This is a genomic window from Kitasatospora sp. NPDC056138 (assembly GCF_042264695.1).
Taxonomy (GTDB): domain Bacteria; phylum Actinomycetota; class Actinomycetes; order Streptomycetales; family Streptomycetaceae; genus Kitasatospora.
Genome location: NZ_JBHJVK010000002.1, coordinates 110709 through 131615 on the forward strand (window position 1 = coordinate 110709; position 20907 = coordinate 131615).

General features: G+C 71.1%; 19 protein-coding genes. 10 read left to right on the forward strand and 9 right to left on the reverse strand.

What is annotated here, in order from left to right; translation table 11 throughout:
• The first annotated feature begins 41 nt into the window (after positions 1–41).
• The 4 genes from sigM to trxA all read left to right on the forward strand — a co-directional run bounded on the left by sigM (position 42) and on the right by trxA (position 3589).
• Complete coding sequence (gene sigM, locus ACFC1R_RS02035; protein ID WP_375931152.1) at positions 42–755, forward strand: RNA polymerase sigma factor SigM; 714 nt, start codon at positions 42–44, stop codon at positions 753–755.
• Positions 752–1885, forward strand: a complete 1134-nt coding sequence (locus tag ACFC1R_RS02040) for a hypothetical protein (protein ID WP_375931155.1) — start codon at positions 752–754, stop codon at positions 1883–1885. The genes sigM and ACFC1R_RS02040 overlap by 4 nt, the downstream gene beginning before the upstream one ends.
• Before the next feature lie 185 nt (positions 1886–2070).
• Positions 2071–3039, forward strand: coding sequence for a thioredoxin-disulfide reductase (gene trxB / locus ACFC1R_RS02045; protein WP_375931158.1), 969 nt, complete (start codon positions 2071–2073; stop codon positions 3037–3039).
• A gap of 223 nt (positions 3040–3262) precedes the next feature.
• A complete protein-coding gene (gene trxA / locus ACFC1R_RS02050) occupies positions 3263–3589 on the forward strand; it encodes a thioredoxin (RefSeq protein ID WP_045305505.1) in 327 nt (108 codons plus the stop codon).
• A 127-nt stretch (positions 3590–3716) separates the two neighbouring features.
• On the opposite strand, the gene ACFC1R_RS02055 is transcribed toward trxA, so the two are convergent.
• The 9 genes from ACFC1R_RS02055 to rpmH all read right to left on the reverse strand — a co-directional run bounded on the left by ACFC1R_RS02055 (position 3717) and on the right by rpmH (position 10590).
• A complete protein-coding gene (locus tag ACFC1R_RS02055; RefSeq protein ID WP_375931161.1) occupies positions 3717–4334 on the reverse strand; it encodes a GNAT family N-acetyltransferase in 618 nt (205 codons plus the stop codon).
• Between the two features lie 114 nt (positions 4335–4448).
• Positions 4449–5618 (reverse strand): ParB/RepB/Spo0J family partition protein, encoded by a 1170-nt coding sequence (locus ACFC1R_RS02060; RefSeq protein ID WP_375931164.1) that lies wholly within the window; start codon positions 5616–5618, stop codon positions 4449–4451.
• Entirely contained in the window at positions 5615–6721 is a 1107-nt protein-coding gene (locus ACFC1R_RS02065) for a ParA family protein (RefSeq protein ID WP_375931167.1), read from the reverse strand. Before ACFC1R_RS02065 ends, ACFC1R_RS02060 begins: the two co-directional genes overlap by 4 nt.
• 148 nt (positions 6722–6869) lie before the next feature.
• Positions 6870–7673 (reverse strand): 16S rRNA (guanine(527)-N(7))-methyltransferase RsmG, encoded by an 804-nt coding sequence (gene rsmG, locus ACFC1R_RS02070; RefSeq protein ID WP_375931630.1) that lies wholly within the window; start codon positions 7671–7673, stop codon positions 6870–6872.
• A gap of 202 nt (positions 7674–7875) precedes the next feature.
• On the reverse strand, positions 7876–8412 hold the full coding sequence (locus tag ACFC1R_RS02075) for a protein jag (protein ID WP_375931170.1): 537 nt from the start codon (positions 8410–8412) through the stop codon (positions 7876–7878).
• Between the two features lie 81 nt (positions 8413–8493).
• A complete protein-coding gene (gene yidC / locus ACFC1R_RS02080; RefSeq protein ID WP_375931173.1) occupies positions 8494–9690 on the reverse strand; it encodes a membrane protein insertase YidC in 1197 nt (398 codons plus the stop codon).
• 3 nt (positions 9691–9693) lie between these two features.
• The gene (yidD, locus tag ACFC1R_RS02085) at positions 9694–10008 is read right to left on the reverse strand and encodes a membrane protein insertion efficiency factor YidD (RefSeq protein WP_045303235.1); all 315 of its coding nucleotides are present in this window, start codon (positions 10006–10008) and stop codon (positions 9694–9696) included.
• Positions 10005–10433, reverse strand: coding sequence for a ribonuclease P protein component (gene rnpA / locus ACFC1R_RS02090; protein WP_082119594.1), 429 nt, complete (start codon positions 10431–10433; stop codon positions 10005–10007). The genes yidD and rnpA overlap by 4 nt, the downstream gene beginning before the upstream one ends.
• Positions 10434–10452: 19 nt before the next feature.
• Positions 10453–10590, reverse strand: coding sequence for a 50S ribosomal protein L34 (gene rpmH, locus ACFC1R_RS02095; protein WP_030059672.1), 138 nt, complete (start codon positions 10588–10590; stop codon positions 10453–10455).
• A gap of 570 nt (positions 10591–11160) precedes the next feature.
• Here rpmH and dnaA point away from each other — a divergent pair.
• The 6 genes from dnaA (at position 11161) to gyrB (ending at position 20878) form a co-directional block, all read left to right on the forward strand.
• Positions 11161–13140 (forward strand): chromosomal replication initiator protein DnaA, encoded by a 1980-nt coding sequence (dnaA, locus tag ACFC1R_RS02100; RefSeq protein ID WP_375931177.1) that lies wholly within the window; start codon positions 11161–11163, stop codon positions 13138–13140.
• A 1047-nt stretch (positions 13141–14187) separates the two neighbouring features.
• Positions 14188–15318 carry a DNA polymerase III subunit beta gene (gene dnaN / locus ACFC1R_RS02105; protein ID WP_375931180.1) on the forward strand — a complete coding sequence of 377 codons (1131 nt, stop codon included), beginning with the start codon at positions 14188–14190 and terminating at the stop codon, positions 15316–15318.
• Positions 15319–15570: 252 nt separating this feature from the next.
• A complete protein-coding gene (gnd, locus tag ACFC1R_RS02110; protein WP_375931183.1) occupies positions 15571–16446 on the forward strand; it encodes a phosphogluconate dehydrogenase (NAD(+)-dependent, decarboxylating) in 876 nt (291 codons plus the stop codon).
• A gap of 43 nt (positions 16447–16489) precedes the next feature.
• Complete coding sequence (recF, locus tag ACFC1R_RS02115) at positions 16490–17620, forward strand: DNA replication/repair protein RecF (protein WP_375931186.1); 1131 nt, start codon at positions 16490–16492, stop codon at positions 17618–17620.
• Positions 17621–17892: 272 nt separating this feature from the next.
• Positions 17893–18417, forward strand: coding sequence for a DUF721 domain-containing protein (locus tag ACFC1R_RS02120; RefSeq protein WP_045303230.1), 525 nt, complete (start codon positions 17893–17895; stop codon positions 18415–18417).
• 460 nt (positions 18418–18877) lie between these two features.
• Positions 18878–20878, forward strand: a complete 2001-nt coding sequence (gene gyrB / locus ACFC1R_RS02125) for a DNA topoisomerase (ATP-hydrolyzing) subunit B (RefSeq protein WP_375931189.1) — start codon at positions 18878–18880, stop codon at positions 20876–20878.
• The last annotated feature ends 29 nt before the right edge of the window (positions 20879–20907 follow it).

Below are 20907 nucleotides of genomic sequence, written 5' to 3' on the forward strand. Positions count from 1 at the left end.
CGGGCCGAACGGCGGGGGCGGCCGGCCCAGAGGGGGGACACATGAGCGAGGAGCCCTCCGACTCCGAGCTGCTGGCGCGGCACTGCGCCGGCGACCCGGACGCCTTCGGGGCCCTCGTCCAGCGTCACCGGGACCGGCTCTGGGCCGTTGCGCTGCGCACCCTGGGCGACCGTGAGGAGGCGGCCGACGCCCTCCAGGACGCCCTGGTCTCCGCGTTCCGTGCCGCGCACACCTTCCAGGGCCGGTCCGCCGTCACCACCTGGCTGCACCGGATCGTGGTCAACGCCTGCCTGGACCGGGCCCGGCGCGCCGCCTCCCGGCGGGCCGGGTCGCTGGACGAGGAGCCGCAGCGGCTGGACACCCTGCTGGGCAGCGCCGAACCGGCCGAGGCCGCGGTCGTCCGGGCGGAACTCCAGCGCGAGGTCACCGCCTCACTGGCCACCCTCCCGGTCGACCAGCGCGCCGCACTCGTCCTGGTGGACATGCAGGGGTACGGCGTCGCCGAGGCGGCCGAGGTCCTCGGGGTGCCGGTGGGCACCGTCAAGAGCCGCTGTGCCCGTGGCCGCGCCAGGCTGCTGCCGCTCGTCCGCCACCTGCGGACCGCCTCCCCCGAGGCCGATCCGCCGGCTCCCGCAGCCGTTTCACGTGAAACACCGCCCCGCACGGACGGGAACCCGGCGGCCCCCGGCCCCGTCAGAGCAGCGGGCCCTCGACTGCCCGAGCAGGTCCTGGAAGGAGATGTGACCTCGCGATGACGTCTCGCACCCCCTCCTGGCCCGCCGCCGGCGGCACCGACCCGCACCCCGACATCGACCTGCTCGCCGACCTCGCCGAGGGCCTCAGCGACCCGGGCCAGGCCCCGGCGCTGCGCCTGCACCTCGCCGACTGCCCGGAGTGCGCGGAGACCTTCGCCGCCCTCGCCGAGGTCCGGGACCTGCTCGGTGCGGTCGAGGCTCCGCCGATGCCCGCCGACATCGCCGAGCGCATCGACACGGCTCTGGCCGCCGAGGCCGCCCGCCGCCCGCTGACACCACCGCTCCCGGCCGGACCGCAGTCCTCCGAGTCACAACCGGCCGAACCGCAATCGGCCGAGCCGGGCTCCGCAGAACCGCTCCCGGCCCGGCCCCGGCCGTCCGAACCGCTCCCGACCCACCCGCGAGTGACAGAGTCCGATCGGCTCTCCGCACCGGTCACGGCCGCCGAGCGCACCGCCAAGCCCACCGGAACGCCCCCGGCTCCGCCCAGCCGTCCTGCGGGCCGCACCCGGCCGGGCACCCCCGCCCCGGCCGCGACAGGGCCCGGCGGCCCGGGCCGCGCCACCCCGGGAGGCCGCCGCCGGCGCCGGGGCCGGCTCCTGCTGGGAGCCGCGGCCGTCATCGCCGTGCTCGGGCTCGGCGGACTGGTCCTGCAGCAGAACCACCAGAGCGTCCGAGCGGACGGTGCCTCCGCGGCAGCCCCGTCCGGAACGGTCCAGCGACCCGCCACCCGGCCCACCACTCACGGCACCGGCGCCGAACGCCCCGCCGTCGCCCCCAAGGACCGGACCCAGGTCTTCCAGGACGACCAACTCACCGAACAGATCCACCAGTTGATTGCCACCCAGGGGGCGCCCGGGGCCTCCTCCGCAGCCGCACAGCCGGAGTCCGCCGAGACCCAGCAGCTCGGCGGCGGCCTCCCCACTGCCGTCCCCAGCTGCCTCTCCGGCACCACCGGCGGCATCACCGGCACTCCGCTCGCCGTCGGCCACGGCCGCTACGGCACCGCCGAGGTGACCGCCCTGGTCTACCCGGTCCCCGACCGACCCGACCGCCTCGACGTGTACCTCGTCACACCCTCCTGCCCCGGCGCCACCGTCCTGCTGCACCGCGTCGTGCCCGCCAACTGAACCGCCACCCGGCCGAGCTGCCGGAGCGGCAGGCACCCGAACACGGGCGCGCCCCGCCCACACCTCGGGCACCTGCTGCACGGAGCCCCGGGAATGCGGGACACTGGTGAGTCGTTGTCCCGGGCGGCGGAGCAGGACCGCCCTCCCCGCTAATGCGCGGGTCGCGATGCGAACCAGGAGATGCAGTGAGCGACGACGTCCGTAACGTGATCATCATCGGTTCCGGCCCCGCCGGGTACACCGCCGCGCTCTACACCGCCCGAGCCTCCCTCAAGCCGCTGGTCTTCGAGGGCGCCGTCACCGCCGGCGGTGCGCTCATGAACACCACCGAGGTCGAGAACTTCCCCGGCTTCCGTGACGGCATCATGGGCCCGGAGCTGATGGACAACATGCGGGCGCAGGCCGAGAAGTTCGGCGCCGAGCTGATCCCGGACGACATCGTCTCGGTGGACCTCACGGGTGACGTCAAGACCGTCACCGACTCCGAGGGCAACGTCCACCGGGCCCGTGCCGTGATCGTCACCACCGGTTCCCAGCACCGCAAGCTCGGTCTGCCCCGCGAGGACGCCCTGTCCGGCCGAGGGGTCTCCTGGTGCGCCACCTGCGACGGCTTCTTCTTCCGCAACCAGGACATCGCCGTGGTCGGCGGCGGCGACACCGCGCTGGAGGAGGCGACCTTCCTCTCCCGCTTCGCCCGCAGCGTCACGGTGGTCCACCGCCGCGACAGCCTGCGTGCCTCCAAGGCCATGCAGGAGCGCGCCTTCGCCGACGAGAAGATCACCTTCGCCTGGGACAGCGCGGTCGAGGAGATCCACGGCGACCCGAAGCTGACCGGCCTGACGCTGCGCGACACCACCACCGGCGAGATGCGCGAGCTGCCCGTCACCGGCCTGTTCATCGCGATCGGCCACGACCCGCGCACCGAGCTCTTCAAGGGCCAGCTCGACCTCGATGCCGAGGGCTACCTCAAGGTCGAGGCCCCCTCCACCCGCACCAACATCCCCGGCGTCTTCGGTGCCGGCGACGTGGTCGACCACACCTACCGCCAGGCCATCACCGCCGCCGGCACCGGCTGCTCCGCCGCCCTGGACGCCGAGCGCTACCTCGCCTCGCTGGCCGACCTGGAGGCCCAGGCCGCCACCGTCGCGGTCTGACCCGAACCCCGCCCGGCGAGGGTCCCGTCATCGGGCCGTACCGTTGTTTCACGTGAAACGCCCCCTGTGGAGCGTGGCACGAGGACAGCCCGACGGCGGGACTCCGCCGAAACAGAACGGCCGCGCAGGTTGTTGTGACCTACAGGCTGTTCTTCACCCCAAGGGTGCCGACCGGATCATCCGGGCCGAAGCACCATCTCGTCCGTGACCCAGAGGAGTTCCCGTGGCCGGCGCCACCATCACCGTGACCGACGCGACCTTCGACGCCGAGGTCCTCAAGAGCGACAAGCCCGTCCTGGTCGACTTCTGGGCCACCTGGTGCGGCCCGTGCCGCCAGGTCGCCCCGATCCTGGAGGAGATCGCGAAGGAGCACGGCGACAAGCTCACCATCGCCAAGCTCGACGTCGACAACAACACCGAGACCGCGACCGCGTACAACGTGATCTCGATCCCGACGCTGAACGTCTACCAGAACGGCGAGCTGGTGAAGACCATCACCGGCGCCCGCCCGAAGGCCGCGCTGCTCCGCGAGCTGGCCGACTTCATCTGATCGACGCGGCGGCCGGGCCGCAGCCGTACAGCAGGCCGAGGGCGGGCCACCGGAGTTCCGGTGGCCCGCCCTCGCCGTTCTCCCCGCCACGGCCGTAGGACCCCGTCCAGCGGCCGACGGGCGCCGCTCAGAACGGCCGCAGGGCCGGTTCCTTCCGGGCACCGCCCAGCAGCCGCTCCAGTGCGACCTCCACGTCCCCCTTCCAGGAGAGCGTGGTCCGCGCCTCCAGCCTCAGCCGGGGGTAGCGGTGGTGCGGCCGTACCGTCTTGAACCCCACCGCCAGCAGGTGCTCGGCCGGCAGCACACAGCTCGGGATCTCCCGGCCCACCGCGCCGAACGCCTCGATCGCCTTGAAGCCCCGGCCGACCAGGTCCTTGGCCACCGTCTGCACCAGCACCCGGCCGAGCCCCTGCCGCTGGTAGCCGGGCAGCACCCGACTGATCATCAGCTGTACGGCATCCGGCGACACCGGGCTGGTCGGGAACGCCAGCGAGCGCGGTACGTACGCAGGCGGCGCGTACAGCACGTACCCGACCGGGATCTCGTCCACGTAGACGATCCGGCCGCAGGACCCCCACTCCAGCAGCACCGCGGAGATCCAGCTCTCCTTCTCCGACTCCGCCTTGCCCGCCTCCACCGCGGCCTTGGCGCTCACCGGGTCGAGCTCCCAGAACACGCAGGACCGACAGGTCGTTGGGAGATCCGCAAGGTTGTCCAGCGTCAGCGGAGCAATCCTCCGTCCCACGCCCCACACCTCCTCATCCACCCCGGGCCGACATCACATCGACGAGCTTCCCCCTGAAACGGAACGGGTGCACGTTTCACGTGAAACATGCACCCGAACCCACAACCGGAACCCTCAGCCCTGCGACAACCGCAGGCCGTCCTCACCGGGTGCCAGGCTGTCGAGGATCCGGTTGAGGTCCTCGACGGAGCCGAACTCCAGCACCACCTTGCCCTTGCCGAGCTTCCCGTTCCGCTGCGAGACCTCGACCTTCACCCGGGTCTCGAACCGGTCCGAGAGCCGCTCGGAGAGGTCCTCGAAGGCGGGCGAGAAGAGCTTCCCCGCCTTGGGGCCGAGCGGGCGCTGCGGCTTCTCCTCCCGGTCCATCACCGCGACGATCTCCTCGGTGGTGCGCACCGAGAGCCCCTCGGCGACGATCCGCCGGGCCAGCTGGTCCTGCCGCTCGGCGTCCGGGACACCCAACAGCGCCCGGGCGTGGCCGGCCGTCAGCACACCCGCGGCCACCCGGGCCTGGACGGCCGGGGTGAGCTTCAGCAGCCGCAGGGTGTTGGAGACGTGCGAACGCGAGCGGCCGATCCGGTCGGCCAGCTCGTCGTGGGTGCAGGAGAAGTCCTGCAGCAGCTGGTCGTACGCGGCTGCCTCCTCCAGCGGGTTGAGCTCCGCCCGGTGCAGGTTCTCCAGCAGCGCGTCCAGCAGCAGCTTGTCGTCCTCGGTGGCCCGGACGATGGCCGGGATCAGCTCCAGGCCGGCCTGCCGGGAGGCCCGCAGCCGCCGCTCACCCATGATCAGCTCATACCGGCCGTCCTCGACCTGACGGACCACCACCGGCTGCAGCAGGCCCACCTCCTTGATGGAGGCGACCAGCTCGGCCAGCTTGTCCTCGTCGAAGATCTCGCGCGGCTGGCGCGGGTTGGGACGGATCGCGTCCAACGGGAGCTCGGCGAACCTGGCCCCCGTGACCGGACCGAGCACCGCCTCGCTCAGCACGGTCTCCAGCACGCTGCGGTGCACCGCCCCGGCCTGCTCCCGGGCGCCCCCGGCCGCGGCCTTCGCCGCGGCCGTACCCCGTCCGGTCGGCAGCAACGGCACCGCGGTGGGGGAGACCGTACCGGCGGACGCCGCCGCAGCCGGCTCGCCCGTCCGGGCCGGGGCCACCACCGGTGCCGCCGCGGGCGAACCCTCGGCCGGAACGGCGGCCGGCCCCGCGGCCGGCCCCGCGGCCGGTACCGCCGCCGGGATCAGTGCCCCGAGCCCTCGTCCCAGCCCCCTGCGCCCACCACTCACCGGTTGTCCTCCATCGTGCCGTGCTGTGCCATCGGAACAGCCGGCGGATCGCTCGCGCTCCGCTGCTGTCCCACCGCGCCGTGCTCCACCGCGCCGTGCCCCACGCCGTCGGGTTCCGCCGCACCGACCGCTCTGAGGGCGAGCTCACGGGCCGCCTCCAGGTAGGACAGCGCCCCGGTGGAGCCCGGATCGTAGGTGAGGACCGTCTGCCCGTAGCTCGGGGCCTCGGAGACCCGGACCGAGCGGGGGATCGCCGTCTGCAGCACCTCCTGCTGGAAGTGCGTCCGGACCTCCTCCGCCACCTGGGCCGCCAGCCTGGTGCGGGCGTCGTACATGGTGAGCAGGATGGTGGAGACGTGCAGCGTCGGGTTCAGGTGCGCGCGGACCAGTTCGACGTTCCGCAGCAGCTGGCCGAGACCCTCCAGTGCGTAGTACTCGCACTGGATCGGGATCAGCACCTCCTGGCCCGCCACCAGCGCATTGACCGTCAGCAGTCCGAGCGAGGGCGGGCAGTCGATCAGGATGTAGTCCAGCGGCTGCTCGTAGGCGGCGATGGCGCGCTGCAGCCGGCTCTCCCGGGCCACCAGCGAGACCAGCTCGATCTCGGCGCCGGCCAGGTCGATGGTCGCCGGGACGCAGAACAGCCCCTCGACGTCCACCACCGGCTGCACCACGTCGGCCAGTGGCTTGCCCTCCACCAGGACGTCGTAGATCGACGGCACCTCGGCATGGTGGTCGATGCCCAGCGCCGTGGAGGCGTTGCCCTGCGGGTCGAGATCGACGACCAGCACGCGCAGGCCGTGCAGCGCCAGTGCCGCTGCCAGGTTGACGGTGGTGGTGGTCTTCCCCACCCCGCCCTTCTGGTTGGCCACCACGATCACCCGGGTCGCCGCCGGTCTGGGCAGGCCCTCACCGGCCCGCCCGGCGGCTCGTACTGCGGCCCGGGCTGCGCGCGCGATGGGCGTGTCATCGATCTGGTCGATGGTCTCCGAGTCCTGCATGGGGATCAGTGTTTCACGTGAAACCGGAGCGGCAACAGTCGCCGCCCGGCTGCGACCGAGGATTCCAGAAAGCAGGGAGCGACGTTTCACGTGAAACACCATGCCCGCAATGTCGGAAATCTGACGGTGCGACACTCCGATTGGTGACAGTGACGCCACGGAGGGCACCCGGAAGCAGCAGAGCGGGCGGCCCGTCGGGGCCACCCGCTCCGTACCACCACGCCGGAGAAGGTCTCCGGGCCGACCGACGTCAGCGCCGCCGACGCCCTGCCCCGCGGGCAGCGTCGCCGGGCTTGGCAGCGCGTCCGGCCCGGGCCGCCTTGGCCCTGCGGGTCGCCGCCTTCACACCGCCGGGGCTCTCCCCCGCCTCCACCCGGACCACCCGGGTCGAGGTCTCCAGGGTGCCCTCACCGACCGAGATCACCGACCACTTGACCGCGCCCAGCCGGGTCAGCGCCGCCCGCGAGTCCGCCAGCTCCTGCTCCGCCGTGTCGCCCTTGAGCGCCAGCATCTGCCCGTACGGACGCAGCAGCGGGAGCCCCCAGCCGGCCAGCCGGTCCATCGGGGCCACCGCGCGCGCGGTGACGATGTCCACCGAGAGCTTGCCGACCATCTCCTCGGCCCGGCCGCGCAGCACCGTCACGTTGTCCAGACCGAGCTCCCGGACCACCTCCTCCAGGAAGGTGGTGCGCCGCAGCAGCGGCTCCAGCAGCGTCACCGAGACGTCCGGCCGGGCCATCGCCACCGGGATGCCCGGCAGTCCGGCACCCGAGCCGACGTCGCAGAGCGAGGCGTTGGCCGGCAGCAGCTCGGCCAGCACCGCGCAGTTCAGCACGTGGCGGTCCCACAACCGGGGCACCTCGCGCGGGCCGATCAGCCCGCGCTGCACCCCCGCCGTCGCCAGCAGCTCGGTGTAGCGCAGGGCCACCGGGAACCGCTCGCCGAAGATCTGCTGCGCTGCGGCCGGCGCCTGGGGCAGCTCCTGCCGACCGTCCTGGCCGTCCTGGCCGTCCTCTACCGGGGTACCCTCGGCCGCCACGCCGTCCGTCGCCATCTCAGCTTCTCCGCTCACCGTCTCCACCGACCCGCACTCCCAATGTTCCATGTGGGCTTCGTTTCACGTGAAACACAGCGCGTGAAACCCGACCTGTGCCAGCCACGGCACACCTGCCCTCGTGTGCGCGTGCCGACCCCGAAGGGACGACGACCCCGCCCGCACGAGGCGGACGGGGTCGGTCGACAGGCCGCCTGCGACGTCAGCCCGGCAGGACGACGACGCAGCGCTGGGGCTCCTCGCCCTCCGACTCGCTGCGCAGCCCCGCCGCGGCCACCGCGTCGTGGACCACCTTGCGCTCGAACGGGGTCATCGGGCGGAGCTTCACCTGCTCGCCCGAGCTCTTGACCTGCTCGGCCGCCTTGCTGCCCAGCGTCGCCAGCTCGGCCCGCTTGCGCGCCCGGAACCCGGCAATGTCCAGCATGAGGCGGCTGCGCTCACCGGTCTCCCGGTGCACCGCCAGCCGGGTCAGCTCCTGCAGAGCCTCCAGCACCTCGCCGTCGTGGCCGACCAGACGCTGCAGGGAGCGGTCGTTGCCGTCGCCGACGATGGACACCAGAGCACGGTCGCCCTCGACATCCATGTCGATGTCGCCGTCGAGGTCTGCGATGTCGAGCAGACCCTCCAGGTAGTCGGCCGCGATGTCACCCTCCTGCTCCAGGCGGGCAACGAGGCTGTCAGCAGCGCCCGCACCGGTCGCAGCCTCGGCCTCGACAGCAGAGGTGGTGCCTTCCGTCACTGATGGACTCCTTCAGGAATGGGCCCTCGGGTGGGCCGAGAAACGAAGATCTTGAGCCGTGTCCGAGGCCCTAGGGGGCCGTCAGGACTTCTTCCTCGGCCGCTGGCCGCCCTGTCCGCCCCGCTTCGGCTGCTGCCGCGGGCCCTGCTTGCCCGCCCCCGGCTTGCCGGTAGCCGCCTTCGCCGGGACCGACTTGGCCGCAGCGGGCTCGGAGGCGGCGGGCTCGGAGGCGGCGGCCGACTCGGCCCTCACCTCGTCCTCGGTCTCCGGCTCCTTGGTCAGGCTGGTCTGCGCGGCGGTACCGGCCTGCTGCGTCCCGGTCTGCTGGCGCTGTGCCTTGGTCTGCTTGCGCGGCTGCTGCCGACGCACCTGCACCGCGTCCTCGACGGCCTCCTCGGCCGAAGCGGCGCCCTTGCCGGCCCCGCCCGAGAGCAGTGCGGACAGACCGGCCTTCTTCACCGAGCCGTCCGGGTTGAGCCGTCCGGCCTTCTTCAGCCGCTCCTGGCGCTCCTGGAAGGCCTTGCTGCCCGGCGTCGGGTTGTTGCGGATGACGATCAGCTGCTGGCCCATGGACCAGACGTTGGTGGTCAGCCAGTAGACCAGCACACCAACCGGGAAGTTGATGCCCATCACGGCGAACATGATCGGGAAGACGTACATCAGCATCTTCTGCTGCTGCATGAACGGCGTCTTGACCGTGAGGTCCATGTTCTTCGTCATCAGCTGGCGCTGGGTGATGAACTGCGACAGCGACATCAGGACGATCATGATCGCGGTGACGATCTGCACGTTCAGGGTCTCGGAGCCGACGAACTTCGCCGACAGCGGGGCACCGAAGATGTGTGCCTGCTTGGCGCTGGCCAGCAGGTCGGCGTTGATGACGCCGATCGTCTTGCCCGCCGCGACCGAGGCCAGCACCCCGTACAGGGCGGTGAAGAACGGCGCCTGCACCAGAATCGGAAGGCAGCTCGAGAAGGGGTTGGTACCCGCCTCCTTGTAGAGCTTCATCATCTCTTCGGACTGGCGCTGCTTGTCGTTCTTGTAGCGCTCCTGGATGGCCTTCATCTTCGGCTGGATGGCCTGCATGGCCCGAGTCGCCTTGATCTGCTTCACGAAGAGCGGAATCAGACAGATTCGGATGACGACCACCATGGAGGCGATCGACAGGCCCCACGCCCACCCGCCGTTGGGGTCGAAGACGTGGCTGTACAGCGAGTGGAACTGGACGATGATCCAGGACACCGCGGTGTACAGAGGGTTGAGGAAGGACCAGGTCACCGGTCAGACTCCTTGGACATCGGGCTTGGCCACCGGCTCAGGCCCGGCGGTCCCGCTCTTCGGGCTCAGCAGATCGCGCAACCGACGGTGCCAGACCGGGTGCTTGCGCGGCGGTACATGGTCGACCCCACCGGGCGACCATGGGTTGCAGCGCAGGATGCGCCACGCGGTCAGGCCACTGCCCTTGACCGCGCCGTGCACCCGCACCGCTTCGTACCCGTAGTGCGAACACGAGGGGTAGTACCGGCAGACCGGGCCGAGCAGTGGACTGATCGTCCACTGGTAGAGCCTGATCAGCCCCATCAGCAGGTACTTCATCGCCCTGCTCCCGTCGGCACGGCATCGGCCGGCTCAGCCCGGAGCAGCCGCCGCAACGCCGCGTCCAGGTCGTGTTCCAGATCCAGATACGAGGCCGTCCCGGCCGGGGGCAGCGCACGTACCACTATCAGGCTACCTGCGGGAAACCGGGACAGACGCTCTCGGACCAGATGACGCAGTCGCCGCTTCACAAGATTGCGGACGACCGCGGGACCGACGGCCTTGCTCACGACGAAACCCGCACGCGCCGAAGGAAACCCCTCGGCGACGTGCGGGTGGGAGTCGCTGTTCCGGTCGGTTCGCCCCGCGACCGCCGCATCTCTGTTGAGATGGACGACCAACAGGGGCCGACCGGCCCGACGACCGCGTTTCACTGCGGTCGCGAAGTCCTGGCGCCGCCGCAGCCGATTCTCGGAGGGCAGCACTGCAGACCTCGGATTCGGATCAGGCGGACAGGCTGGCGCGGCCCTTGCCACGGCGGGCAGCCAGGATGGCGCGGCCGGCGCGGGTACGCATCCGCAGCCGGAAGCCGTGGGTCTTCGCGCGACGACGGTTGTTCGGCTGGAAGGTGCGCTTGCTCACTCGGGGGCTCCTGAGATGAATCGTAGGGCGACGGGAGGTCGCTTGGCCGTCACCGTGCGTCCGCGCGATCTCTCCTATGAGAAATCTGCCCGCAACGTCCCAGGTCGGCTGGGGTTGCGACAATCCACGGCGCCCGTGCTGCGCGCCTTATGGAAGCGGGAAGACCCGCGGACATGCGGCAGCGGCCATCGACAACTCGACCTGGTTACGGTACGCGGCACGAGGGCGGAGGGTCAAACCGGCCGCTCCGGCCCCACCCGCGTCCACACCCTGTGACCCGCCCCGCGAGTCCTGCTGATCATGATGGCGGAACACCTTCGACGGCCGCCCGCCGACCCCCCGTCCACACTGTCGCGGGCCCGCTCCGCCCGTCCGGCACGACGGCGGCCACGACTTTGAGCGGCCGTCCGCGCACCCGGAGTACGTCCACCCACAGCCTGTGGACAACAACTTGAATCAGCCCTGTCGGCTGACTACCGTTGCAGGACTTGTCGGGTTTGTTCATCGGATCGGACCGACACCCGAAGTCCTTTGACACCCCCGACCCGGGGAACGAGAAAGCGTGCACCAGTGGCTGATGTCAACAGCGATCTCGTCGTGGTCTGGGCGAGAGTCGTCGAGCGGCTGGTCAACGACTCCGGCGTCGGGGACAGCGACAAGATGTGGCTGCGCCGCACCCAGCCGATGTGGATGATGCACGACACCGCCCTGCTGGCCGCGCCCAACGAACGCGCCAAGCAGGTGCTGGAGGGCCGGCTGCTGCCGCCGCTCACCGAGGAGCTCAGCCGCGAGTTCGCCCGCCCCGTGCGGATCGCCGTGATGGTCGACGCCAACGCCGTCCCACCGGCCGCCACCCCCGCACCGGCCGAGCCCCAGTCCGCCGAAACCTCCCTCGGCCAGCAGCCCGCGCACCCGGCGCAGAGCACCCAGTCCGGCCAGGGCGCTCCGGCCCAGGAGTGGCAGCAGCCGTACCGCGACCAGGAGGCCGAGGCCGGCCGCTGGCCCACCCCCGAGAGCTTCCCCACCCCCGACTACACCGGCCGGTACGACTCCCCGGCCACCGAGGCCCCGCAGGGCTACGAGCGCACCGGCCGGTACGACACCGCCGGCTACGACCAGCGCCCCGCCCCCTACGGCGGCGACCGGTCCGAGTGGTCGGAGAGCTCCGACCAGCGCCCCGGCTGGGACAACGGCTACGGCGGCCGCCCGGCCGAACGGCACGGCGAGACCCCCTCCCGGGAGCAGGGCACCGCCGCGCAGGGCGACCTCTTCGGCGGCGCGTACGGAACCGGCCCCGGCGAGCGCCCGCGCCCGTCCGCCGCCTCCCGGCGCGTGCCGCCCGGTCCCCAGCGGCCGTCGGCCGTCCCGACCGATCCCGGCCTGCTGCTTCCGGACGGCCGCCCACAGGCGGGACCGCCGGCCACCACCGGCGGCGGGGTGCCCGAGCGCACCCCGAGCCCCGGTGTGCCCGCGCCGCCCGGCGCGCCTCCGGCCGGCGGCTCGCGCAAGGACGAGCCCGCGGCCCGGCTGAACCCCAAGTACCTCTTCGACACCTTCGTGATCGGCGCCAGCAACCGGTTCGCGCACGCCGCGGCGGTGGCGGTCGCCGAGGCACCCGCCAAGGCGTACAATCCGCTCTTCATCTACGGCGAGTCGGGGCTGGGCAAGACCCACCTGCTGCACGCCATCGGGCACTACTCGCGCAGCCTCTTCCCGGGCACCCGGGTGCGCTACGTGAGCTCGGAGGAGTTCACCAACGAGTTCATCAACTCGATCCGGGACGGCAAGGCGGACGCGTTCCGCAAGCGGTACCGGGACATGGACATCCTGCTGGTGGACGACGTGCAGTTCCTGGCGAGCAAGGAGTCCACGCAGGAGGAGTTCTTCCACACCTTCAACACCCTGCACAACGCCAACAAGCAGATCGTGCTCTCCTCGGACCGGCCGCCCAAGCAGCTGATCACCCTGGAGGACCGACTGCGGAACCGCTTCGAGTGGGGACTGATCACCGACGTCACCCCGCCGGAGCTGGAGACCCGGATCGCGATCCTGCGCAAGAAGGCGATCCAGGAGCAACTCAACGCTCCCGCAGACGTGTTGGAGTTCATCGCCTCCCGAATCACCCGCAACATCCGGGAGTTGGAGGGTGCGCTGATCCGGGTCACCGCCTTCGCCAACCTCAACAGGGCGCCGGTGGACCTGGAGTTGGCGGGAATCGTCCTCAAGGACCTGATCCCCGGCGGCGACGAGGACGCGGGTCCCGAGATCACCGCGCAGGTCATCATGCAGCAGACCGCCGCCTACTTCGGCCTGGGCGTGGACGACCTCTGCGGATCCTCGCGCAGCCGCGTCCTGGTGACGGCCAGGCAGATCGCGATGTACCTGTGCCGGGAGCTCACCGACCTGTCACTGCCGAAGATCGGCGCCCAGTTCGGCGGCCGGGACCACACCACGGTGATGCACGCCGACCGCAAGATCCGCTCGCTGATGGCCGAGCGGCGCTCCATCTACAACCAGGTCACCGAGCTGACCAACCGCATCAAGAGCTAGCGGCGGCGCGCGGGCCGGTACGGGCCCGCCACGGCCGGCTTGAAGGGGAGTCAGGACCACCTGGCTCCCCTTTCGCGTGCCCACGGGCGGGGTGGGCCGTCAGAGCCCGGGCAGAGCCGCGCAACGGGGGTGCGGGCGGGGACGCGGGACGGCGGCGGGGCGGCGAAGCGGGCGACCGGTGTGCACAGACAGGTGTAACGGCCGCGATCGTGGGGCAGGATTCCACCAGTCGACGCTTCGCCAGGTGGACTGCCGCGACGAACATCTGACCACCAATTCGAACAGGTCGGAGCCGCAGAGCAGTAATCCACAGGACCGGGTGGTTTTCCCCCGTCCACAGGCTGGGGAGCCCCGAGTTATCCAGAATTCTTCCACAGGGCCGTCACCGCTACGCTCTTCGACGCAGGTCAGACCCCTGTGGACTTGTGCACAACAGTTATCCACAGGCTGTGGACAGTTGGCGGGCCATCAGTGGGCCGGACGGGTTATCCACCGGCTGTCCCCAGGGAAGGGGCGGTTATCCCCAGGTTGTCCACAGGGCCGTCCACAGTTCGACAACGTGCAGCAGCTGTTCATCTGCCGGTGTGAAAGGCGTCACGAGAAGTTGACAGCGCCCGGTGGATAACTGGTCCATGATCTGGGGACAGCGCTGGGGATAACCTGTGGATACTCAGAGTGCCCTGTGGGTAACCCTCCGTCGTCCACAGCGGACCCTGGTTGTCCACAGGCTCCATCCACACCGCCTGTGGACAAAAAAGCGGTGCTGACCTGCGGAAACGGGGTTATCCACGGTATCCACAGGCCCTACTACTACCACTACACCTATAGACCCATCGCCTTGATCAACAGTGGGGTGGGCCGAAATCTGTGGATACTCCGAACCCGACAGCTGTTCGGACTTGACTTGGCCCGATTGCCTCGTCTGTCGGTGGAGTACGTCAGACTGTTCTCCGGCAACCGGAAACCGGAGGGCTCGGGCCCGGCGGTCAGGTGCCAGTAGACGATCAAGAGCGCAAAGCGACAGCGAAGTCCAGGAGGCGGTTACCGGTGAAGTTCCGGGTGGAGCGTGACGTCCTCGCGGAGGCGGTGGCCTGGGCTGCCCGCAGCCTCCCGGCGCGGCCGCCGGTGCCGGTGCTGGCCGGCCTGCTGCTGACGGCGCAGGAGGGCAGCCTGGCGCTGTCCGGGTTCGACTACGAGGTCTCGGCCCGGGTCGAGCTGGAGGCTGACGTGGAGGAGGCCGGCACCGTCCTGGTCTCCGGCCGCCTGCTGAACGACATCTCGCGCAACCTGCCGAACCGGCCGGTGGAGATCTCCACCGACGGCATGCGGGTCACCGTGGTCTGCGGCAGCTCGCGGTTCACCCTCCCCAGCATGTCCGTGGAGGACTACCCGGCGCTGCCGCAGATGCCGACCGCGACCGGCACCGTCCCCGGTGACGTCTTCGCCTCGGCCGTCAGCCAGGCCGCCGTGGCCGCCGGGCGGGACGACACCCTGCCGGTGCTGACCGGTGTCCGGGTCGAGATCGAGGGCGACCGGATCACCCTGGCCGCCACCGACCGGTACCGCTTCGCCGTCCGCGAGCTGCTGTGGAAGCCCGAGCAGTCGGACATCTCGGCGGTCGCCCTGGTCCCGGCCAAGACCCTGCAGGACATCGCCAAGTCCCTGGGCAGCGGCGACAACGTCTCCATCGCGCTGTCGTCCGGTGGCGCGGGCGAGGGCCTGATCGGCTTCGAGGGCGCCGGGCGCCGGACCACCACCCGCCTGCTGGAGGGTGAGTTCCCGAAGTTCCGCACGCTGTTCCCGACCGAGTTCAACGCGATCGCGGCGATCCAGACCCAGCCCTTCCTGGAGGCGCTCAAGCGCGTCTCGCTGGTCGCCGAGCGCAACACGCCGGTCCGGCTCAACTTCGAGCAGGGCGTGCTCACCCTGGAGGCCGGCTCCGGCGACGACGCCCAGGCCACCGAGCGGATCGACGCCGACCTCGAGGGCGACGACATCTCGATCGCCTTCAACCCCGGCTACCTGGAGGAGGGCCTCAAGGCCATCGACTCCGCGTACGCCCAGCTGAGCTTCACCACCTCGACCAAGCCGGCCCTGCTCAGCGGCAAGGCTGCGGTGGACGCCGAGGCGGACGCCGCGTACCAGTACCTGATCATGCCGGTGCGCCTCTCCGGCTGACGGTCGGCTCCCCCGGCCGGGGGTGTGGGGGCGTTCCCCACAGGTTGTGGACACCGGCTGTGGATCCGGTCGGGACGACTCCGGCCGGCCCACTGCCCGGTCCACAGCCTGTGGGCGCCCCGCGGCAGAACCCGACACAGCCTCCCCTGGTCAGCCCCGACCGGGGGAGGCGCTGTGCGTCCCGGCGTAGGCTCAGGCTGTGCGGCAACGGCGCCGCTGCCAGGCACAACACCACAGTGAAGGACAGTTGTCATGGAGCTCGGCCTCATCGGTCTCGGCAAGATGGGCGGCAACATGCGCGAGCGCATCCGCCGCGCCGGCCACACCGTCATCGGCTACGACCGCAACCCGGACCTCGCCGACGTCGACAGCCTCGAGCAGCTGGTCACCAAGCTCGCGGGCCCGCGAGTGGTGTGGGTGATGGTTCCGGCCGGCGGCCCGACCCAGGACACCGTCGACCAGCTCGCCGAGCTGCTCTCCCCCGGCGACGTGGTGGTCGACGGCGGCAACTCGCGCTGGACCGACGACATCAAGCACGCCGAGACGCTGGCGGCCAAGGGCATCGGCTTCGTCGACTGCGGCGTCTCCGGCGGCGTCTGGGGCCTGGAGAACGGCTACGCGCTGATGTACGGCGGCGACGCCGAGCACGTCGCCAAGGTGCAGCCGATCTTCGACGCGCTGAAGCCCGAGGGCGAGTTCGGCTCGGTGCACGCGGGCAAGGTCGGCGCCGGCCACTTCGCGAAGATGGTCCACAACGGCATCGAGTACGCGATGATGCAGGCCTTCGCCGAGGGCTGGGAGCTGCTGGAGGCGGCGCCCGAGGTCACCGACGTCCGCGAGGTCTTCCGCAGCTGGCAGGAGGGCACGGTCATCCGCTCCTGGCTGCTCGACCTGGCCGTCCGGGCGCTGGACGACGACGAGCACCTGGCCAAGCTCAAGGGCTGGGCCGCGGACTCCGGCGAGGGCCGCTGGACGGTCGAGGCCGCGATCGACCACGCGGTGCCGCTGCCGGCCATCACCGCCTCGCTCTTCGCCCGGTTCGCCTCCCGTCAGGACGACTCGCCGCAGATGAAGATGATCGCCGCGCTGCGCAACCAGTTCGGTGGTCACGCGGTCGAGTCGAAGTAAGCAGCAGTTCGACGTTCCCGGAAGGCGAGCGCAGTCCACACCCATGCATGTCGCGCATCTGTCGCTCGCCGACTTCCGGTCCTACGCCCGGGTCGAGGTGCCCCTCGACCCGGGCGTGACGGCCTTCGTGGGGCCGAACGGCCAGGGGAAGACCAACCTGGTCGAGGCGATCGGGTACGTCGCCACCCTGGGCAGCCACCGGGTGGCCACCGACACCCCGCTGATCAGGCTCGGCGCGGAACGGGCGGTGGTCCGCACCGGCATCGTCCAGGGCGGCCGCACCACCCTGGTGGAGCTGGAGATCAACCCGGGCCGGGCGAACCGGGCCCGGATCAACCGCTCCGACAACGTCCGCCCGCGCGACGTCCTGGGCCTGCTGCGCACGGTGCTGTTCGCCCCCGAGGACCTCGCCCTGGTGAAGGGTGACCCGGGTGAGCGCCGACGCTTCCTGGACGAGCTGCTGACCGCCCGTGCTCCCCGGCTGGCGGGGGTCCGGCAGGACTACGAACGGGTGCTCAAGCAGCGCAACGCCCTGCTCAAGACCGCCGCCGCGGCCCGCCGTTCCGGCGGCGGCAAGGGCGCCGACCTCTCCACCCTGGAGGTCTGGGACGGCCACCTCGCGCGGGCCGGGGCCGAGCTGACGGCCTTCCGGATCCACCTGGTGGCCGCGCTCCAGCCCCTGGTGGCGCAGGCGTACGAGCAGCTGGCCCCGGGCGGCGGGGAGACCGTGCTGGAGTACCGCAGCTCCTTCGAGGGCACCCTGCCGACCAGCCGAGAGGAGGCCGAGCAGCAGCTGCTGGCCGCCCTGCAGGAGGCCCGCCCGCAGGAGGTGGCCCGCGGGCTGACCCTGGTCGGTCCGCACCGCGACGAGCTCGGTCTGAAGCTGGGCCCGCTGCCCGCCAAGGGCTACGCCAGCCACGGTGAGTCCTGGTCGTACGCGCTGGCGCTGCGGCTGGCCTCGTACGAGCTGCTCAAGGCCGACGGCGGCGAGCCGGTGCTGATCCTGGACGACGTCTTCGCCGAGCTGGACGCGCGCCGCCGAGACCGGCTGGCCGAACTGGTCGCCGGGGGAGAGCAGGTGCTGGTGACCGCCGCCGTCCCCGAGGACGTGCCGAAGGCGCTGTCCGGCGCCCGCTACGCCGTCGCCGACGGGACGGTCACCCGCCTCGACTGAGCCGTGGCGGGAGCAGGCGGGGCGGGGCCCGCGGAACGGGCACCGGACCGCGCCGTTCTCCCCGCTCGGGACGGGAGGACCGGGGCAGCGGCGTCCGCCCGCGGCCCGGATGCCCGCAGCCGCTGTCCGCCCCTGGCCACTCTCCGACCCGAGCCGCTCCCGGTTCGGCCGTGCCCCGGGACTGCCCGCGACTCCTGAGACGTCGGTCACCTCGGCGGCCCCGTAAGCTGGAGGACTTCGTTGTCCACAGCCTGGGGAAAGGAGATCGCGCGATGAGCGATCAGGATCCGAGGTCCCCGGAGCCGTCGGGCGTCGATCTGGCCCGGGTGGCGCTGCGGGCGGCGAAGGAGCAGGCCCGCAAGCGCGGTGAGCAGGTGCGGGAGAAGCGGGAGGCGAAGCGGCACGGACTGCGCAGCGGGGCGCGCGCGGACGGCCGCGACCCGGTGCCACTGGGGGCGGCGCTGAACCGGCTGATCACCGAGCGGGGCTGGGAGGCCCCGGCCGCGGTGGGCGGGGTGATGGGCCGTTGGCCGCAGATCGTGGGTCCTGACATCGCGGCGCACTGTGTGCCCAAGCAGTACGCGGAGGCCGAGGCGGTGCTCACGGTGCAGTGCGACTCCACCGCGTGGGCGACTCAACTCCGCTTGCTGGCAAGGCAGTTGGTCGCCCGCCTGAATCACGAGCTGGGGCACGGCACGGTCCGGGTGATCAAGGTGCTCGGTCCCGATGCACCCAAGCGCGGCTACGGCCGGCTGCGGGCCCCGGGCAGTCGGGGGCCGGGTGACACCTGGGGGTAGCGGTCCCGCCCCGGCCTTCGGCAACCTTCGCCGTCTTCCCGCCGTCTCTCCACTCGCCGGGCGCTCGGATCTGCTCCGGATCTGCTCCGGGCCTGCTCCGGATCTGCTCCGGGCCTGCTGCGGACCCGCTCCGGGCCCGGCGGCGGAGCCGTCGATCGAGCCGCTCGGCAGTGGCGGGCCCGCTGGCTCGGCGCAGTGATCGGACGGCCGCATTCCGGAACCGCTGGCGGCCCGCGTAGGGCGTCTGAGCCCCCCTGGCGAGTATCGGGACATGTGCAGAGGGGATTCAGGGCGGCACATCTGCCCTCAGGGGCTGCCAAACGCCCATCTCTGTCAGTCCTACCGGTAGACTAAGAGCCAAACACTGTTGCTCGTAGCAACCGAGTCGAAACGCCGTGGTCGCAGGCCCGCCCGGAACCGGGTGGGGGTGCGGCCCGCGCTGTGCCAGAGAGGGCGCTTCGTGGCCGATTCCGGCAACTCCAGCCAGACCCCAGAATCCATCGACCAGGCCGCCGAGGGCTCGTACACCGGTAGCAACATCCAGGTGCTGGAAGGCCTCGACGCCGTCCGCAAGCGTCCCGGCATGTACATCGGCTCGACGGGCGAGCGCGGCCTGCACCACCTGGTGTACGAGGTCGTGGACAACTCCGTCGACGAGGCGCTGGCCGGGTTCGCCGACACCATCGACGTGACCATCCTGGCCGACGGCGCGGTCCGGGTCGTGGACAACGGCCGCGGTATCCCGGTGGACATCGTCCCCGGCCAGGAGAAGCCGGCCGTCGAGGTCGTGCTCACCGTGCTGCACGCGGGCGGCAAGTTCGGCGGCGGCGGGTACTCGGTCTCCGGCGGTCTGCACGGCGTCGGCGTCTCGGTGGTGAACGCGCTCTCCACCCGCCTCGCGGTCGAGATCTGCCGCGACGGCCACCGCTGGTCGCAGGACTACAAGATGGGCGCCCCGACCGCCGCGCTGGTCAAGCACGATGCCACCGAGCGCACCGGCACCAGCGTGACCTTCTGGGCCGACGGCGACATCTTCGAGACCACCGTCTACTCCTTCGAGACGCTCTCCCGCCGCTTCCAGGAGATGGCCTTCCTCAACAAGGGCCTGACCATCTCGCTGACCGACGAGCGCCCCGAGCACCTGGACGAGGAGGGCAAGCCGCTCTCCGTCACGTACAAGTACGACGGCGGCATCGCCGACTTCGTCGCCCACCTCAACTCCCGCAAGGGCGAGCCGGTCCACCCCACGGTGATCGACTTCGAGGCGGAGGACAAGGACAAGTCGATCTCGGTGGAGATCGCGATGCAGTGGAACGCCTCGTACACCGAGGGCGTCTACTCCTTCGCCAACACCATCCACACCCACGGCGGCGGTACCCACGAGGAGGGCTTTCGCGCGGCGCTGACCGGCCTGGTCAACCGTTACGCGCGGGACAAGAAGCTGCTCCGCGAGAAGGACGACAACCTCTCCGGCGAGGACATCCGCGAGGGTCTGACCGCGATCATCTCGGTCAAGCTGGGCGAGCCGCAGTTCGAGGGCCAGACCAAGGACAAGCTGGGCAACACCGAGGCCAAGACCTTCGTCCAGAAGGTGGTCCACGAGCAGCTGAACGACTGGCTGGACCGCAACCCGACCGACGCTGCGGACATCATCCGCAAGTCGATCCAGGCCGCCACCGCCCGCGTCGCCGCCCGCAAGGCCCGCGATCTGACCCGTCGCAAGGGCCTGCTGGAGAGCGCCTCGCTGCCCGGCAAGCTGAGCGACTGCCAGTCCAAGGACCCGGCCGAGTGCGAGATCTTCATCGTCGAGGGTGACTCCGCAGGCGGTTCGGCCAAGCAGGGCCGCGACCCGCGCACCCAGGCCATCCTCCCGATCCGCGGCAAGATCCTGAACGTCGAGAAGGCCCGGATCGACAAGGTGCTGCAGAACACCGAGGTCCAGGCGCTGATCTCGGCCTTCGGCTGCGGCATCCAGGAGGACTACGACGAGTCCAAGCTCCGCTATCACAAGATCGTCCTGATGGCGGACGCCGACGTCGACGGACAGCACATCCGCACCCTGCTGCTGACCCTGCTGTTCCGCTTCATGCGGCCGCTGGTCGAGTCCGGGTACGTCTACCTGGCCATGCCCCCGCTGTACAAGATCAAGTGGGGCAAGGACGACTTCGAGTACGTCTACTCCGACAAGGAGCGCGACGCGGTCATCGCGGCCGGCGTGGAGGCCGGGCGCCGGCTGCCGAAGGACGACGCGATCCAGCGCTTCAAGGGTCTGGGCGAGATGAACGCCGAGGAGCTGCGGGTCACCACCATGGACGCCGCGCACCGTCTGCTGCTCCAGGTCACCCTGGAGGACGCGGCCCGCGCCGATGACCTGTTCTCCGTCCTGATGGGCGAGGACGTGGAGGCCCGCCGCTCCTTCATCCAGCGCAACGCCAAGGACGTCCGCTTCCTGGACGTGTGACCCCCGAGCGGGATCCCACGAACCAGTCA

Bases quoted from the DNA above. Each gene is read 5' to 3' on its own strand.
- recF (WP_375931186.1), top strand. From the start codon at position 16,490: ATGCATGTCGCGCATCTGTCGCTCGCCGACTTCCGGTCCTACGCCCGG.
- ACFC1R_RS02065 (WP_375931167.1), bottom strand. From the start codon at position 6,721: ATGGTGTTTCACGTGAAACGTCGCTCCCTGCTTTCTGGAATCCTCGGT.
- rsmG (WP_375931630.1), bottom strand. From the start codon at position 7,673: ATGGCGACGGACGGCGTGGCGGCCGAGGGTACCCCGGTAGAGGACGGC.
- gnd (WP_375931183.1), top strand. From the start codon at position 15,571: ATGGAGCTCGGCCTCATCGGTCTCGGCAAGATGGGCGGCAACATGCGC.
- ACFC1R_RS02040 (WP_375931155.1), top strand. From the start codon at position 752: ATGACGTCTCGCACCCCCTCCTGGCCCGCCGCCGGCGGCACCGACCCG.
- ACFC1R_RS02120 (WP_045303230.1), top strand. From the start codon at position 17,893: ATGAGCGATCAGGATCCGAGGTCCCCGGAGCCGTCGGGCGTCGATCTG.
- yidD (WP_045303235.1), bottom strand. From the start codon at position 10,008: ATGAAGTACCTGCTGATGGGGCTGATCAGGCTCTACCAGTGGACGATC.
- sigM (WP_375931152.1), top strand. From the start codon at position 42: ATGAGCGAGGAGCCCTCCGACTCCGAGCTGCTGGCGCGGCACTGCGCC.